The 14293-nt window shown below is 59.3% G+C and carries 8 protein-coding genes and 3 pseudogenes; 5 read left to right on the top strand and 6 right to left on the bottom strand.

Going from position 1 to position 14293, the window contains the following annotated elements:
* Nucleotides 1–573 precede the first annotated feature (573 nt).
* Nucleotides 574–1355: pseudogene (locus JCM25414_RS19870) on the bottom strand (Bax inhibitor-1/YccA family protein).
* A 289-nt stretch (nt 1356–1644) separates the two neighbouring features.
* On the opposite strand from JCM25414_RS19870, the gene thpR reads away from it, so the two are divergent.
* Nucleotides 1645–2208 carry an RNA 2',3'-cyclic phosphodiesterase gene (gene thpR, locus JCM25414_RS12055; RefSeq protein WP_025841812.1) on the top strand — a complete coding sequence of 188 codons (564 nt, stop codon included), beginning with the start codon at nt 1645–1647 and terminating at the stop codon, nt 2206–2208.
* A pseudogene (locus JCM25414_RS19865) lies at nt 2205–2818 on the top strand (uracil-DNA glycosylase family protein); the annotation flags it as partial. The gene thpR and the pseudogene JCM25414_RS19865, both read left to right, overlap by 4 nt.
* 30 nt (nt 2819–2848) lie before the next feature.
* Here JCM25414_RS19865 and JCM25414_RS12045 read toward each other — a convergent pair.
* The 4 genes from JCM25414_RS12045 to JCM25414_RS12035 are packed head-to-tail and all read right to left on the bottom strand — an operon-like array spanning nt 2849 to nt 7325.
* Nucleotides 2849–3571 carry a MarC family protein gene (locus tag JCM25414_RS12045; RefSeq protein WP_035443368.1) on the bottom strand — a complete coding sequence of 241 codons (723 nt, stop codon included), beginning with the start codon at nt 3569–3571 and terminating at the stop codon, nt 2849–2851.
* A complete protein-coding gene (locus JCM25414_RS19860) occupies nt 3571–4941 on the bottom strand; it encodes a putative bifunctional lysylphosphatidylglycerol flippase/synthetase (RefSeq protein WP_242403551.1) in 1371 nt (456 codons plus the stop codon). Before JCM25414_RS19860 ends, JCM25414_RS12045 begins: the two co-directional genes overlap by 1 nt.
* A gap of 8 nt (nt 4942–4949) precedes the next feature.
* Nucleotides 4950–5663: a lysylphosphatidylglycerol synthase transmembrane domain-containing protein gene (locus tag JCM25414_RS25215; protein WP_242403550.1), complete on the bottom strand. Its 714-nt coding sequence runs from the start codon at nt 5661–5663 to the stop codon at nt 4950–4952.
* A gap of 36 nt (nt 5664–5699) precedes the next feature.
* On the bottom strand, nt 5700–7325 hold the full coding sequence (locus tag JCM25414_RS12035) for a lysine--tRNA ligase (RefSeq protein ID WP_025841810.1): 1626 nt from the start codon (nt 7323–7325) through the stop codon (nt 5700–5702).
* Between the two features lie 177 nt (nt 7326–7502).
* Here JCM25414_RS12035 and JCM25414_RS19855 point away from each other — a divergent pair.
* From JCM25414_RS19855 to JCM25414_RS19850, 3 genes and pseudogenes are all read left to right on the top strand, one after another.
* Nucleotides 7503–10390, top strand: a pseudogene (locus tag JCM25414_RS19855) (ATP-dependent DNA helicase).
* A 13-nt stretch (nt 10391–10403) separates the two neighbouring features.
* Nucleotides 10404–10910 (top strand): hypothetical protein, encoded by a 507-nt coding sequence (locus JCM25414_RS25210; RefSeq protein ID WP_025841809.1) that lies wholly within the window; start codon nt 10404–10406, stop codon nt 10908–10910.
* Nucleotides 10808–11467, top strand: coding sequence for a glycosyltransferase family 32 protein (locus JCM25414_RS19850; RefSeq protein ID WP_242403560.1), 660 nt, complete (start codon nt 10808–10810; stop codon nt 11465–11467). The genes JCM25414_RS25210 and JCM25414_RS19850 overlap by 103 nt, the downstream gene beginning before the upstream one ends.
* Nucleotides 11468–11571: 104 nt before the next feature.
* Here JCM25414_RS19850 and JCM25414_RS12015 read toward each other — a convergent pair.
* Nucleotides 11572–14293 (bottom strand): TonB-dependent receptor domain-containing protein (locus tag JCM25414_RS12015; protein ID WP_025841807.1); only part of this gene is annotated, 2722 nt, incomplete at its 5' end.

Raw genomic sequence — 14293 nt, 5'->3', positions numbered from 1 at the left:
CCGACCGTCAAGCTCTGTGGCTGCGCTACGCTGCCGCTCAACCCGACCTCGGATTGGTCGAACATGGCGACAACACCTTCAGGGGATGTCATCCATCTCTCCTATTCCAGTTGAAGGCGCGTATCGCTCCGCAACGTGACACCAACGTGCGACCCCTGCCGCCCGAAGATGTAACATTACGTTTGCCGATGCCCAGTGGACGACCGACTGCAACCCGCGCCATCGTTGCCTCGCCTTACCAAAGCAGACAGGACTTTTTTGAAAAAACCTACCTGCCTGCACACTGGGCGCGACTGCCCAGCTCTGTTGTGTTGTTTCCGCCTGATTGGCGCGCAAAGCAAGCACTCATAACGAGCTTTCACCGGCATGTTCACAATTTGAACACAAGCAAATTCGCTTATTATCAATATGTTAGCAGCTATAGTCGCTTTTCCGCCGCAATTTATTGCAGATTTTTTAGATTCAGTTCAGATAGAAATATCAAGTTAATTAGACTGAAATAGTCTGGATAAACAAAAACGGGATGCATCTGCGATGCACCCCGTAAAGTAAAGAGACACTCTTTAGAGCTAGTTATCCGTTGTTATTACTACGGACACCCATGAACTGGAGCAAAAAGGTGAAAAGGTTAATAAAGTTGAGATAAAGCCCGAGGGCATCGTAAACACTGCGCTTACCCATTTCCTCAGGCCCGACATAGCTGAGGTAGTATTGATAGGTCGAGCGGATACGCTGGGTATCGAAAGCCGTCAGAACCGTGAACAGACCGACCCCAACAATGCTCACCAGGAACGACATGGCAGCGCTGTGGAGAAACATGTTCACTGTCATGGCGATGATCAGGCCGATCAGACCCATGAAGCAGAACGAACCAAGCGAACTGAGGTCCCGCTTCGTGGTGTAACCCCAGAGCGACATGGCAGCGAATGTTGCCGAGGTGATAAAGAACGTGCTCGCAACAGACGTATGGGTATAGACGAGCAGGATGTTCGACAGGCTCGCACCCATCACTGCGCAGAACCCCCAGAACAACCCCTGAGCCGCCTGACGTGACAGACGATTGACGCCGAACGACATCACCAGGACGAACACGAGCGGCGCGAAGATCGTCAGCATGCCAAGCCCCGTCGGCGGGTAATGATACCACCCGGGGTCAGAACCTGCTGGTAGAACAGGCTGCTGAGCGAGGTTTCGGCTACGGCATAGGCAACCACGCCGGTGAGGACCAGACCGGCCGTCATCCAGTTGTACACGCTAAGCATGTAGGCGCGCAGACCGGCATCGACCGTATCGAAACTGGCAGTACCCGCTTGGCGAGAAGGACCGCTAGAACGAGAATTGGGAACGAAAGCCATGACACCCTTTCCTGAAATCTGGCCGAAATGGCCTTTTTCATCTCTAAATGTGGCGCTTCAGATACAACGGTCAAGTCAGACACGGTCCCGGACATTCTAAGATACATTAGGCGCCCGGCTGAAACCGACACGTTCCACCGCGTTAATCAGGTTGGTTATACAGTGAGTCTGCCCGATCACGCCACAATTTTGGAAAGCCCCTTCACTCCTCTGCTTTGACGGACAATCCTCGGACCGGATCCAGTTCGCCAAGCCCGACTGGCCATCATCCCCGCACTCAGGATCGCTCATGCGCCTTTTCGCAGCCCTCGACCTTCCTAACGAGCAAAAGCGCCTCCTCTCCTCCCTGCGTCGGCCCATAGGGGGCGTCATCTGGTATCCTCCCGCCAGCTATCACCTAACCCTTCGCTTTCTCGGTGACGTCAGGGCGAGACCTCTTCTGGAGGAAATCGACCACGCTCTGTCCGCCATCAGTGCTGCGCCGGTGGCGATAGAACTCAGTGGTGTGGGAATGTTCACTCAGGCTGCACGGTCCCGTCTCTGGGCCGGCCTCGCCCCCTCTGACGCGCTGACAGCCCTCCAGTCGAAAGTCGAGACCGCCGTCAGGCGAGCAGGGCTGCCAGCCGAGAAACGGCGTTTCCAGCCCCATGTCTCGCTCGGTGTGTTTCAGAGCGAGCCCGGCCCCGAAATCATACGCTGGATCCAGAACCATAACCTGCTACGCAGTCCGGGTGCGGATATCGAGCATCTAACGCTGTTTCGTTCGCATAAAACGACTGACGAGCCGCACTATGAGGCCTGTGCCGAGTATTCACTGAACGCAAACGCCTATTCGCCGCTCCGGGCCGAATGAGTACACCCTTACCGACACGTCTGATCCGGAGCGACGAGGAAACACTCGACGCTCTCGTTGCGCAAGTCCGTGGCTGCACGCTTTGCGCACGAGAACTGCCTCTCGGCCCCAAGCCACTTATCCATGTTTCACAAAAAGCTCGGATACTGATCGCCAGTCAGGCGCCCGGTACGATCGCTCATGAAAGTGGCAAATCGTTCTACGACCCTTCGGGCAAGCGCCTGAGAAGCTGGATGAACCTCTCGGAAGACGATTTCTATGATACCGAAAAGGTAGCGATCCTGCCGATGGGTCTGTGCTATCCCGGGCGCCTGCCCAATGGGGGTGATAAACCTCCTCGCCCCGAATGCGCACCCGCCTGGCGAGACGAGGTACTCTCGCATCTCACGTCGCTTAGACTGATCCTTCTGGTCGCAGCTATAGTCAGAATTACACGCTGGGACGCGGGTCTGTGAGCGCACGCGTCAGGGACTTCCGACAGTATCTGCCCCGTTATTTCCCCCTGCCCCATCCATCCTGGCGAACTGGCGTATGGGAAAAGCGCGCGCCCTGGTTTCAGAGGGAAGTGATTCCTGCCCTCAGAGAGGAGATCGGCAAAGCGCTGGCTGAAAAACGCCTCTGCGAAGCCCATCGTCCGAGATCAACCCAGCTGACGCACGTGCTTCAGCGTGGCGATGACGAACCCCTCGAGGCCCGCGAACAGGATCTGGATGCCGATACAAAGCAGGATCAGTGCTGCCAGCCGGCTGACGATACGCGCGCCCGTTCGCCCGAGCGAACTTACAATACGCTCGGCATAGGTATAAAGCAGGACGACCGTCAGGGACACCGAGCATACTGCGAGAGAGAGCCCCACTATGTAGCTCGCAGGGGATGCCCCGAGTGTACGCCCTGAGCTGAGCGCGATCGCGACCGCGATGCTGCCCGGCCCAACCGTGAAGGGCATGGCGAGCGGGAAGAAGGCGCGATCGCCGAGATCGCTCTCTTGACCCGCAGCATCATGATCGAAAACCTGACGCTCCTTGCGCGCCTCGCTTTCTTCAGGAGCGAGAAGCAGGGCCCAGGCACGCGACGCCACCACCAGACCGCCAGCCACGCGCAGAGCATCGATGCTGATCCGGAAGAAACTCAGTATCCATCCGCCGAGCCAGACAGACACCATGAGGATGATAAAGGAATAGAACCCGACCAGTCGCGCCAGCGTGACGATCTCACGTTTGGGACGGCCAATGGTCATCTGGGCAAAAATGAGCGACGCCCCAAGGGGATTGACGATGGAAAAAAGGGCCGAATACGCCATGAGCCAGATCGCGGTCACATCACTGAAATTGACCGGCTGCGCCAGCACATGGGGGAGATGCATCACCCGACCCTGTCGATACGGGCCTTGACCGACAGAAATGCCTTGGCATTGAGCAGGCGCTTCAGTCGCTTGTGCTCGCTGCCCAGCACGGCTTTCACTGCCTGCAGATCCTGAGCAAGGCAGCACAAAGCGCCAGACTCACCGGGGCCGTTCGGGCAGACCGTCATACCGATATCGTGATAGACACCAATCAATGCCTGCCCAACCTTGATGAAAACAGGATGACGCCCCTCCTCCATCGCAAGATCGCGCAGCCGCCAGATCGCTGCGATGCAGTCATTCTCGGCACCGGCCGGGTCGCCAACACCGATGATGAACTGCCCCGTTCTCAGAAAGGGAATGCCGGCCCGGCCATTGTCATTCAGGATAAGGCCGCTCGGGCGACGAGGGCCAAGTTCTTCGAGCGCGTGGGCCAGACTCTTGTAGAGCGTTTCACTCTCTCTGTCCCAGGGCCGCACCAGGACATGGCTGCGACGCAACATCTGGATGACAGCAATAATGCCCAGAATTGCCGAGATGCCGAGTGCCCAGCGTATGACAGAAGTATGGGCATCGTAGATCAGCGAGCGCCACCAGGCATGGCCCAGGTGCTGACGCAGGGCGAAGAGGCCTACACTGGCCAGACTGATAACCCAAAGCGTGACGGGCGCCATCAGGGTCGGGCTGAGCGGTTCGGCAAACAACCGTGCCTTGCGATAATAGCAGGCACGAAAAGGCGCGATCAGGAACATCACGAGCGCAAGGCTCAGCGCAATCCCAAGCGGCCCCTGGCGCAGAATGACCAGCGGTATTGCAAACCCGAGCAAGGTGAGGGCTGCGCGCCATGCTGCGGTAACACGCTGGGCGAGGCCTGCGGCCACACCCACCAGCATGACACCGGTAAGGCACAACAGGAACTCCGCTGCCTGTAGCAGAAGATGCGCGAGTGGCGTGCCGAGAAGAGGAGCGGGCACGGCAACCGCATAGAACACGAGAAGAATACCCGTGCCCGCAACTACCCCGGTCGCCACCGTGACGGAAAAATCAGCTTCCGACTCACGTACGACCTGACTTGGGCGCCGCATGAGCGCTATGTCGGGAACCGCCCCACGACGCTGCGCCCATGCTGCATCGCCACGCAGGAAAAGCTCATGTACCGCGAACATGATCCCTGCCAGAACCAGGGGTATAATGTAATAAAAGAGCCGGAATGTCAGGACGACGCCCAGGATCTGGGGGGTGGACATATAGGGGCTGAGTGCCAGCAGCATCGCCCCATCGAACACACCAAGCCCCCCAGGCACGCTGGCGACCAGACCCGCCGTGTAGGACGCGATGTAGATTGCCAGAAAGGCGGGAAAGCCGATCGCCGCCTGAGGCGGAAGCAGCACATAAGCAATCAGGCTGTCGCTGCCATGTCGGCGGCGCTGACCACGACCTGGGCCAACGCGACGCGAAACCCCGGCACGTCGAGGGTGTACCGCCAGATCCGCATCTGACGATAGCGCACGGAAACAACGAGATAGGCCAGCACAGCCAGCCATGCAGCGGCACCGCCGAGCTGTAGCAACAGATGCGGAAGATGGTCGATCAGGGGGATATGAGAAGGCTCGAAAAGCAGCACTCCACCGATCAGCGCCATCGCGCCGAGCAGGTAGGTTGTCGAGCAGAACGCGATGATCTGGGCTATGCCACCCGGAGAAACACCCCAGTTACGGTAAAGCCTGAAACGGACCGCAGCTCCTGAAATCGCCGAACAACCGAGATTATGCGACAGAACATAGGAGCAGAACGCTGCGAAAGCTGTTCTGAGGAAGGATTGCTTCGATCCGATATGATAGCAGGCCAGACGATCGTAGAATGACAGAATGAAGTAGGAGAGAACCGTACAGCCAATACCGGCCGCAAGCGCCTCGCCGGGAATGGCCTGAAAGGCGGAACGAATTTCTGACAAAGAGAGCGATTTCAGCTCTTTCTGGATGACATAGATAGCCGCCACCAGCAGAACGAGCCCGACCAGCGCCGGAAGGCGACAGGCCAGCCGTCGCCATGGGCTGGCCTGCCTGGCCTCGCCGTCTTCGCAGCAGGGTGTGTTTTGTTCCCTAACGGTCATGAACCCTCAATCAAGGCTGACGATCGTTTCTCTTCTTCACTGAGCCGCTTCCTCGGCACGGGCTTCCCGTGCCAGCGCGCCCTCGATCAGCGCCACGGTTTCGGGCAGGCCGAAGAGCGACGCGAAGATACCGAAACGCGGCCCTTCAGTCTGGCCCAGAAGCACCTCGTAAAGGCAACCGAACCACGCGCGCAGTGGCTGGATCTGATGCCTCTTCCCGATTTCGAAGACGATATCCTGAACCTCAACCGGAGATAGGCTCGCATCGGCCTGTTTCAAGGCATCCGCCAGATCCTGCAACGCAACGCGCTCAAGATCGGTTGGCGCACGGAAGGTCTTGGCCGGACGCACGAACTCCTTGAAATAGACAAGAGCATGGCCAACCAGACGGTCGACATAAGGATGCGTCTCGGGCGAAAGAGACGGATCATAGCGACGCAGGAATTTCCAGAGCGTGTCGCTCGACTCTGCGTTGGCGACTGAGGCCAGATTCAGCAATGCCGTAAAAGAGACCGGGCTCGACAGACCGGTATCGATCGTGCCGCCATGAATGAACCACGCCGGATTGGCCTGAAGAACAGCCTCGTCCTGCGTCTCGACCGTCTTGTCGAGATTGGCAAGATATTCATCCATCGCGCGGGGGATGACGTCAAAGAACAGACGCTTGGCCCGCGTGGGCTGGTTGAACATATACTGGGCGAGGCTCTCAGGCGGGGCATAATGCAGCCATTCGTCGATCGAGAGACCATTACCCTTTGACTTGCTGATCTTCTGCGCGTTCTGATCCAGAAACAGTTCATAGGTCAGTCCGGCAGGCGGCGCCTTGCCAAGAATGCGGCAGATCTTGCTCGACAGCTTCACGCTGTCGATCAGATCCTTGCCCGACATTTCGTAATCGACACCCAGCGCAAACCAGCGCATGGCCCAGTCGGCCTTCCACTGCATCTTGGCGTGACCGCCCAGAACAGAGGTTTCGAAGGTTTCGCCTGTCTCGGGGTCTTCCCACACCACCGTAGCGGCATCGGGATCGACCTTGACGACGGGCACCTGCATCACTTGGCCGGTGCGTGGATGGATAGGCAATACGGGTGAATAGGTGGCGCGGCGCTCGGCACCGAGAGTCGGGGCGATGGTCGCCACTACTTCGTCATGCACTTCGAGCATGCGGCGCAGGGCCGCGTCGAAGACACCGGAGGTGTAATAATCGGTCGCCGAAGCAAATTCATAATCGAAACCGAAGCGGTCGAGGAATTCGCACAGCATGGCGTTGTTATGCGCCGAAAAGCTCTGGAACTTGCCGAAAGGATCGGGAATGCGGCTAAGCGGCAAGCCAAGATGCTGCGTCAGCATCTCCTGATTGGGCACATTGCCCGGCACCTTGCGCAGGGCATCCATATCGTCGGAAAAAGCCAGCAGGCGGGTCTTTCGCCCCGTGAGCTGCTCATAGGCCTGACGCACCCAGGTCGTGCGGGCGACCTCGCCGAATGTGCCGATATGAGGCAGACCGGAAGGACCATAACCCGTTTCGAGCAGGGCCGGAGCCTCGCCACCTCGTGCCTCGACATGGGCCGCGATTTTTCGCGCCTCCTCGAACGGCCAGGCTTTTGGCAGCACAGAAGCGTCGGGAAGGAGCGGGGCTTTGTTTGGATTGCTGTTGGACATGATTGGATGAAAACTAGAAATAGTTCCGCGCCTGGTCAAGCAACATGGCGTTACGTCCTCGCCGAATAGCGGTTTTTCACGCTCATACCTGCCGCTTTTGCCAGACAATCACTTCCGTCGGGCCGGGAAACGTTCACTCGCTGGCGGTACGCCCGTCTAGCGTCTAGAGTAATCGCAATGCCCACGCCTCCTCGCGCCTCGCCCTACGACGCCCCCGCCCTGATCACAACGCGCGCCCGCGCTTCGGTCCTGACACCGGATGGTGAACTCCTGTCGCTTGATGCGCGAGAGGCTGCCTCGCTGCTGGCTACCCTCCCTGCCCCCCTGCTGATACATGGACCTGCAACAATCAGGCGGCTTGATCTGACGCCACCGGGACAAGTCGTCCCTTGGTTCGATCTGCTCGAACTTTTCCTGTTTCTCTTTCCGACGCGCGCTGTCGTGCCCACACCACGTGGCATGGGGCTGGCACTCGGCCTCACCCCGCCCGAACATTGCGAGGCGGATTTCCTCCTTCTCCTGCTTGAAAAACTTCGCCTGGCGCTCGAGTCCATGGCGGCATCACGGGATTCCGAAACGCTACAGGCACTCCTGCCCCTGCTTTCCCGCGCCGGATGGTCCTGGGCCGGCTTCGTGGAAGAAATTCTTGAGGCACGACCGAGCCAGCAACGCCATCCCTACGAGGCTTTACGTGTCTGGCGCCGCCTGCCGCGATGGGAAGAAATGGCCCAGCGACCACCACCGGGCAGCCGCCCGGTTGCCCCTGCCGAGGCCCGCGCGCGCCTCACCCGCATTCTCGGCGACGGCGCGAGACGCGTCCGGGTCAGGCCGATTATGCCTCAGCGGTCACACAGGCTCTCGCGCCGAGAGAGGGCGCCGGCATTCCTGAAATCGTTCTCGCCGAAGCAGGCACGGGCACAGGCAAGACACTGGGCTACATCGCCCCTGCCAGCGTCTGGGCGGAGCAGAATGATGGCCCTGTCTGGGTTTCGACCTATACGCGCCACCTGCAACGTCAGATCGAGCAGGAACTTCGGCGTCTTTACCCTGACGATGCCGAGCGGCGCGAAGCGGTAGTGCTACGCAAAGGGCGCGAGAATTATCTCTGCCTGCTGAACATGGAAGACGCGGTCAACACACTCGCCTCACGCCCGTCACCTTCTCCTGCCGCGCTGATCGGTCTTTCGATGCTCGCCCGCTGGGCAGAAGCCACCGAAGATGGCGATCTGATGGGTGGCGACCTTCCCGGCTGGTTCGGCGACATCTTTGGCGGCGGCGTATTGTTCGGCATGGCCGATCGCCGTGGCGAATGCATTCATGGCGCATGTCCGCATTACCAGACCTGCTTTGTGGAGCATTCCATCAGACGTGCCCGCGGCGCCCGGCTCGTCATCGCCAATCATGCGCTGGTTCTCTCGCAGGCCAGTTGGTCCAGTCTGGCACGGGACGATGTACCGGATGAAGATCAGCTTCCAACGCGTTATTTCTTCGACGAGGGGCATCACCTGCCCGAAGCCGCCGATAGCGCCTTCTCACTCGCTCTCTCCGGGCTGGAAGCCGCAGAGCTCAGACGCTGGCTGCTTGGTGCCGAAGGCAGCCGATCGCGCGCACGCGGGCTGCGCCGCCGCCTCGAAGATCTGGTCGCCACCTCGCCCGCACTTGACGCCCCGCTCGAAGCCATTCTCGGGGCCGCCCATGCCCTCCCCGCGCCGGGATGGCTTGGCCGACTGAACGGTGAAGACGATGCGCTTCAGCCGAATGTGCCCGACCTGATTGCCAACCCTTCCGAACAGTTCTTCCAGGCGCTCAGGGCGCAGCTTGACGCCAGACGCATCGGCACGCAGGGGCAGGATTCATCTGAATGCGGCCTCCATCCTGCAGGCGAGGCCCTGCGCGAAGTGACTGCGCCTCTGGATACGGCCCTGAGGCGCCTGCTTGCGCCCCTGCAGACACTCGTCGAGCGTCTGAAATCCCTTTTAAGCGAGCCCGATGATGCGCTCGAAGCCGCCCAGCGTCTGCGCATAGAGGCCATGATTCGCTCTCTCAGGCGCCGCGCCATTGCCCGGGTAGAGGGCTGGATCGCGATGCTCGATACCGTTCTGGGAGAAGAGGATACACAGGATAATTCGTTTATCGATCTGATACGCACGGAATATGTTTCAGGCAGGCAGAGCGAGACCGATATCGGGCTGCATCGCCACTGGCGCGACCCGACCATTCCCTTTGCCTCGGTCATGCAGGGACCTGCCCATGGCATGCTCATCACCTCGGCGACCCTGCGCGACCAGACACCTTTTTCTGGTCCGAACGGGCCCGATCCGCGTCAGGTCGAGCAAAGCTGGCACGCCGCCGAAACGCGGCTTGGCACGCCCCATTTCATCAAGCCGCCTTTCCGGGCCTCTCTGCTCAGCCCCTTCGATTATGCGCACCAGACCCGCGCCCTGATCGTAACCGATGTGCCGCAAAACGATCTCGATGCGCTGGCTGGCGCCTATCGCCTGCTTTTTCTGGCTTCTCAAGGAGGTGCGCTTGGGCTGTTCACCGCCATCTCGCGCCTGCGTGCGGTGCATCAGCGCATTGCCGCACCACTCGAAGAGGCCGGGCTGCCGCTCTATGCCCAGCATGTCGACACGATGGATAATGCCACGCTGGTCGATATCTTCCGCACAGAGCTGCATTCCTGCCTGCTCGGCACGGATGCAATGCGCGACGGGGTGGATGTGCCGGGTCAAGCCTTACGTCTGGTCGTGTTCGAACGCACGCCCTGGCCGCGGCCCGACATCCTGCATCGCGAGAGACGCAAGGCACTCTCGCCCGACGACCCACGCGATTATGACGACCGCCTGACCCGCATGAGGCTGCGTCAGGCCTTCGGTCGCCTGATACGCAAGGGCGATGACCATGGCGTTTTCGTCATTCTTGATCGCCGCATGCCCTCGCGCCTTCTTTCGGCTTTCCCCGAAGGTGTCGCCGTGGAGCGCGTCAGCCTTGCGGAAGCCGTGCGGCAGATCGGCGATTTTCTGCCCGCCGATCCTGCCGCCACTCTGCCGGAACCCGACGAATAAGAGGGATGCAACCATGAACGAGACGGCCCTGATCACCCTATGGGGCGATGTCCTCGTTTCGAGCGAAGAGCCAGATGGAGAAGATGCGCTGGAAGGCGCCGTTCTCGAAGGACGCAATGTGTCCTGCCTCGGGCTAGAGGGTAATCGCCTTATCGCCGCGCCTCCCTCCATCGGCATCGTCACTTTGCGCCCCTATGTCTACCAACTGCACGATGCACAGGGCCGGGTGTATTCGCACGCCCCCGACGGCATGCGAGACCACGTCATGGAAAAAGCAGAATGGAGCGAACTCTCCTGCCTCAATCTGCGGCGCTTCCCTGAGATCGCGCCATCCACCGATAATTTTGCGCTATCCCGCGACTGCTGCATTTCATCTGCAACGATCCAACAACGCTCGACCCGGCTTTCGTCACGAATATCGCCCAGGTCACGGCGCTCAATCCCGGCTGGACTGTTCATGTCTGGGACGAAGCGTCACGATTTCAGTTCATCTCGGATCATTATGGCTGGGACGTTCTGAAAATCTATCTCATGATCGGCGGGGAATATGGCGCGGCCAAAGCCGATTTCTTTCGTTATCTGCTGATCTATCGTCTGGGTGGAGTCTATCTCGACCTAAAATCGTCGATGTCGCGACCTCTTGAGGCAATCCTTCGGCCCGATGACCAATATCTGATTTCACAATGGAACATGTCGGGCTCGAATCGCTATGCGGGCTGGGGCTATGGCACATCGATCGCGCACGTCGCGGGCGGCGAGTACCAGCAATGGTTCCTTATCGCGCGTCCCGGTCACCCCTATCTGCGACGGGTCATCCAGCTCGTCATGACCAAGATCCTGACCTATCGCCCCGATGTTCATGGTGCGGGTGCCGTGACCACGTTCAATATCACGGGGCCGCACGCCTATACGAAAGCGATCCACGCTGTTCGCGCGGATTTTGCGCATCGTGTGTTCGATTCCGAAAAAGACGGGCTGGTCTATGCCACCGTCGAGAACCATCGAGAGCGCAGTGGTAGCACCTATCGCGAGGCGCGCACGCCGCTCGTATCGGGCAATGAATCCTGTCTCTGCTAGCCAGAACGATCACAGGGTAAAAGATTGGATACTCGCTTCCCCTGCATCGGTCATGTTGAAAAAGAGTGTTCTCCCGGCTCTGGTGAGGCACCGGGAGAAAGGCGTCAGAAATTCACGCCGGCCTGAAGGAAGACATAGCGGCCCATATAGAGATCGCCATAAAGTCCTGCGGCGCTGTTCGTCGAGGCATCGGCCACGAATGGCGGCTGCTTGTCGAACAGGTTGTTCACACCACCGGTGAAGTTCCATCGATTCAGACGGTAATTGACCGTCAGATCATGCGAGAAAATGCCAGGCGTCTTGTAGCGCCCATAACCGAGTGCCGTGCTGAGGTCCTGCGATCCATTGTTCCAGACCATGCCACCCGTATATTTGAGCATATAGGTGACGCCCCAATTGCCATGCTGCCAGTTGAGCGTGGCATAGTCGCGCACGCGCGGCTGGCCTGTGCCCGACTGATACATCAGACGACCGGCATAGTTGTACCACTGCCCGCCCGGCTCATTCTGCTGCAGATAGCTGATGAGCTGCTGGAAGTTGTTGCCTAGGGTGACGACATCCTTGCGCGTGACACGGATACGATAATCGAGATCGAAATCGATACCGCTCGTGCGCAGGCCACCGATATTCGCATAGTAATCGGTCACGGAGTTAAGCTGATTCGTGCCGGAGACACGGGTTATATTGCTGCAATAATTCGAGCTTGCACCCGTATAGCACTGATCGAGAATATACTGCGAACTCAGATACGAGACCATGTTCTTGATCGTGTAGTGCCAGTATTCTACCGAAGCCGACAGGCCCGGCACCCAGCGCGGGGTGATGACCGTACCCACTGTATAGGTGCGACCCGTTTCGGGCTTCAGCGCGGCATTGCCACCGTAAAGCGTCGGAACCTGACCCGAATTGGCTGCCACGAAGGTTGAGCTGTTGATCCCCTGCTTGGCGCAATTGGCGACGACATTCGCCGAAAGCGAGCCATAGGAGCTGGCCTGAGCGCAAGGATCGGTTGCCGAGGCGTAGCCAAGGCTGCCACCCGAATAAAGCTCATAGACGTTTGGCTGGCGATAGGAGGTACCGATCGTCGCGCGGAAGCGGATGTCCTGAATGGGCGCCCAGTTGATGGAGGCCTTCCAGTTCTTCGTACCACCGAACGTGCTGTAGGACGAATAACGCCCCTGCGCGTCGATGGTCAGATCCTTGGCGAGGAAAACATCGCGCAGCAGCGTTGCCTTGCCTTCGAGATAGCCTTCGGTGACGTTGAACCCGCCGCCGGTATAGGAAGCAGAGTTCGTCAGTGTATCGCCGGATGCCACGACTGCGTCGGGGTGATAGGCCAGCTGCTCGCCACGGTGCTCCATACCCAGAGCGAAGCCGAGATCGCCACCGCCCTTCCAGGGCATGGTCGCGACATGGTTGTTGTGCATGCGCAGGTTCAGATCGCGCAGCTGGTAATAATAGTGATCGTGGCTCGTATAGTTCGAATAGGCCGCAGCCGCCGAGGAAAGCGGCTTGAACGGATCCGAGAGCACGCAACCGGCGGAAGCCTGACAGACCGAGGGATTATAAACCAGAGCGCTGCTGGAATCCGTCGGATCGACCTGCTCGAGCCCGTAGGACTGAAGCAGCTTGGCGTAGTTACCGACACCCGACATCTGCGATGTCACCTGATTCCATCCATAGGTGTAGGACAGATCATACATCCAGCCATGGGTGATCTCACCCTTGGCACCAGCGATGGCGGTGTAGGTGTCGGTCGCGGTTTCGGTGCGACGATTGCCCCATTCGCCGTAGCGCTTGTACATCAGCACGTCTTCGCCGAACGTGTTGTACGGTGCATTTGCCGGAATGACGAGGCTCGACGGCAGGGTCGACGGATAGATGCTGCCCGTCATCGGCTCAGGCGCCAGCGTGGTGCTGGAGGTACGATGGCTGTACTGGAAATTGGCATAGGGCGTGAAATGCTTGTTCACGTCGTAATGCGCGTCGAAAGACAGCGTCGAGTTCTGCAGCGAGTTGGTAAGCGACTGCTGCGAACCGTAATTATAGCGGTCTGCCGATGTCGCAGTGTGATAGCCAGAGCCGCTGGCATTGGGGATATACGTACCGGAATCGGTAAAATACTTGCCGCTGGTCGGGATGGACGAACCGAACAGCAGATCGGAAGAATCGACGGGGTCGTTGGTCTGCACGTTGCGCGACCAGGCGCGGTTGCGCTGCATGATTCCGCTCGACGTCATGTAGGAGCCGAACAGCGTGACGTTGCCCTTGCCATGGTCGAAATTCCAGCCCTTGTAGCCGGAAATCTGACCGGTCTGGCCGTCGCCCACATCGGAAATACCGCCCTTGACGGTGATATTCGCGTCGTTCAGATCATGGCGCATCTTGATGTTGATGACACCGGCCACGGCATCGGCGCCGTAAAGCTCCGATCCGCCATCCTTCAGGATTTCTATGCTCGCAACCTGAAAGACGTTGATCGTGTTCAGATCGACGCAGCTGTTATTGCCATTGAGCGTCGTGCGCTTGCCATCGATCAGCACCAGCGTGCGGTTCTGACCGAGGTTACGCAGATCAACGCAGGACGAGCCGCCTGTGCCATTGGTCTGCGAGTTATACGTGCCAGAAGAACCGACCGAAGGCAGGCGCTGCAGATAGTCGCCCACCGTACTCGCGCCGGTCTGCATGATCTGTTTGGCCGTTATGATCTGCACGGGGTTGGCGTTGGCATTGTTCGAGGTGCTGAGCGCAGACCCCGTAACCACGATGTTTTCGCTGCCGCCGCGCGGCGCCCCGTCAGCGACGGCGCGAAGGCGTTGCGCTGGG

Source organism: Asaia platycodi JCM 25414 (genome assembly GCF_000614545.1).
In the GTDB taxonomy this organism is placed as follows: domain Bacteria; phylum Pseudomonadota; class Alphaproteobacteria; order Acetobacterales; family Acetobacteraceae; genus Asaia; species Asaia platycodi.
The sequence above is the reverse complement of the archived record's forward strand: the minus strand, read 5'-3'. Positions and strand labels throughout refer to the sequence as shown.

Excerpts from the sequence above, each read along its gene's own strand:
- thpR (WP_025841812.1), top strand. The coding sequence starts at position 1,645 with ATGCGCCTTTTCGCAGCCCTCGACCTTCCTAACGAGCAAAAGCGCCTC.
- JCM25414_RS12045 (WP_035443368.1), bottom strand. The coding sequence starts at position 3,571 with ATGCATCTCCCCCATGTGCTGGCGCAGCCGGTCAATTTCAGTGATGTG.
- JCM25414_RS25215 (WP_242403550.1), bottom strand. The coding sequence starts at position 5,663 with ATGACCGTTAGGGAACAAAACACACCCTGCTGCGAAGACGGCGAGGCC.
- JCM25414_RS12035 (WP_025841810.1), bottom strand. The coding sequence starts at position 7,325 with ATGTCCAACAGCAATCCAAACAAAGCCCCGCTCCTTCCCGACGCTTCT.
- JCM25414_RS25210 (WP_025841809.1), top strand. The coding sequence starts at position 10,404 with ATGAACGAGACGGCCCTGATCACCCTATGGGGCGATGTCCTCGTTTCG.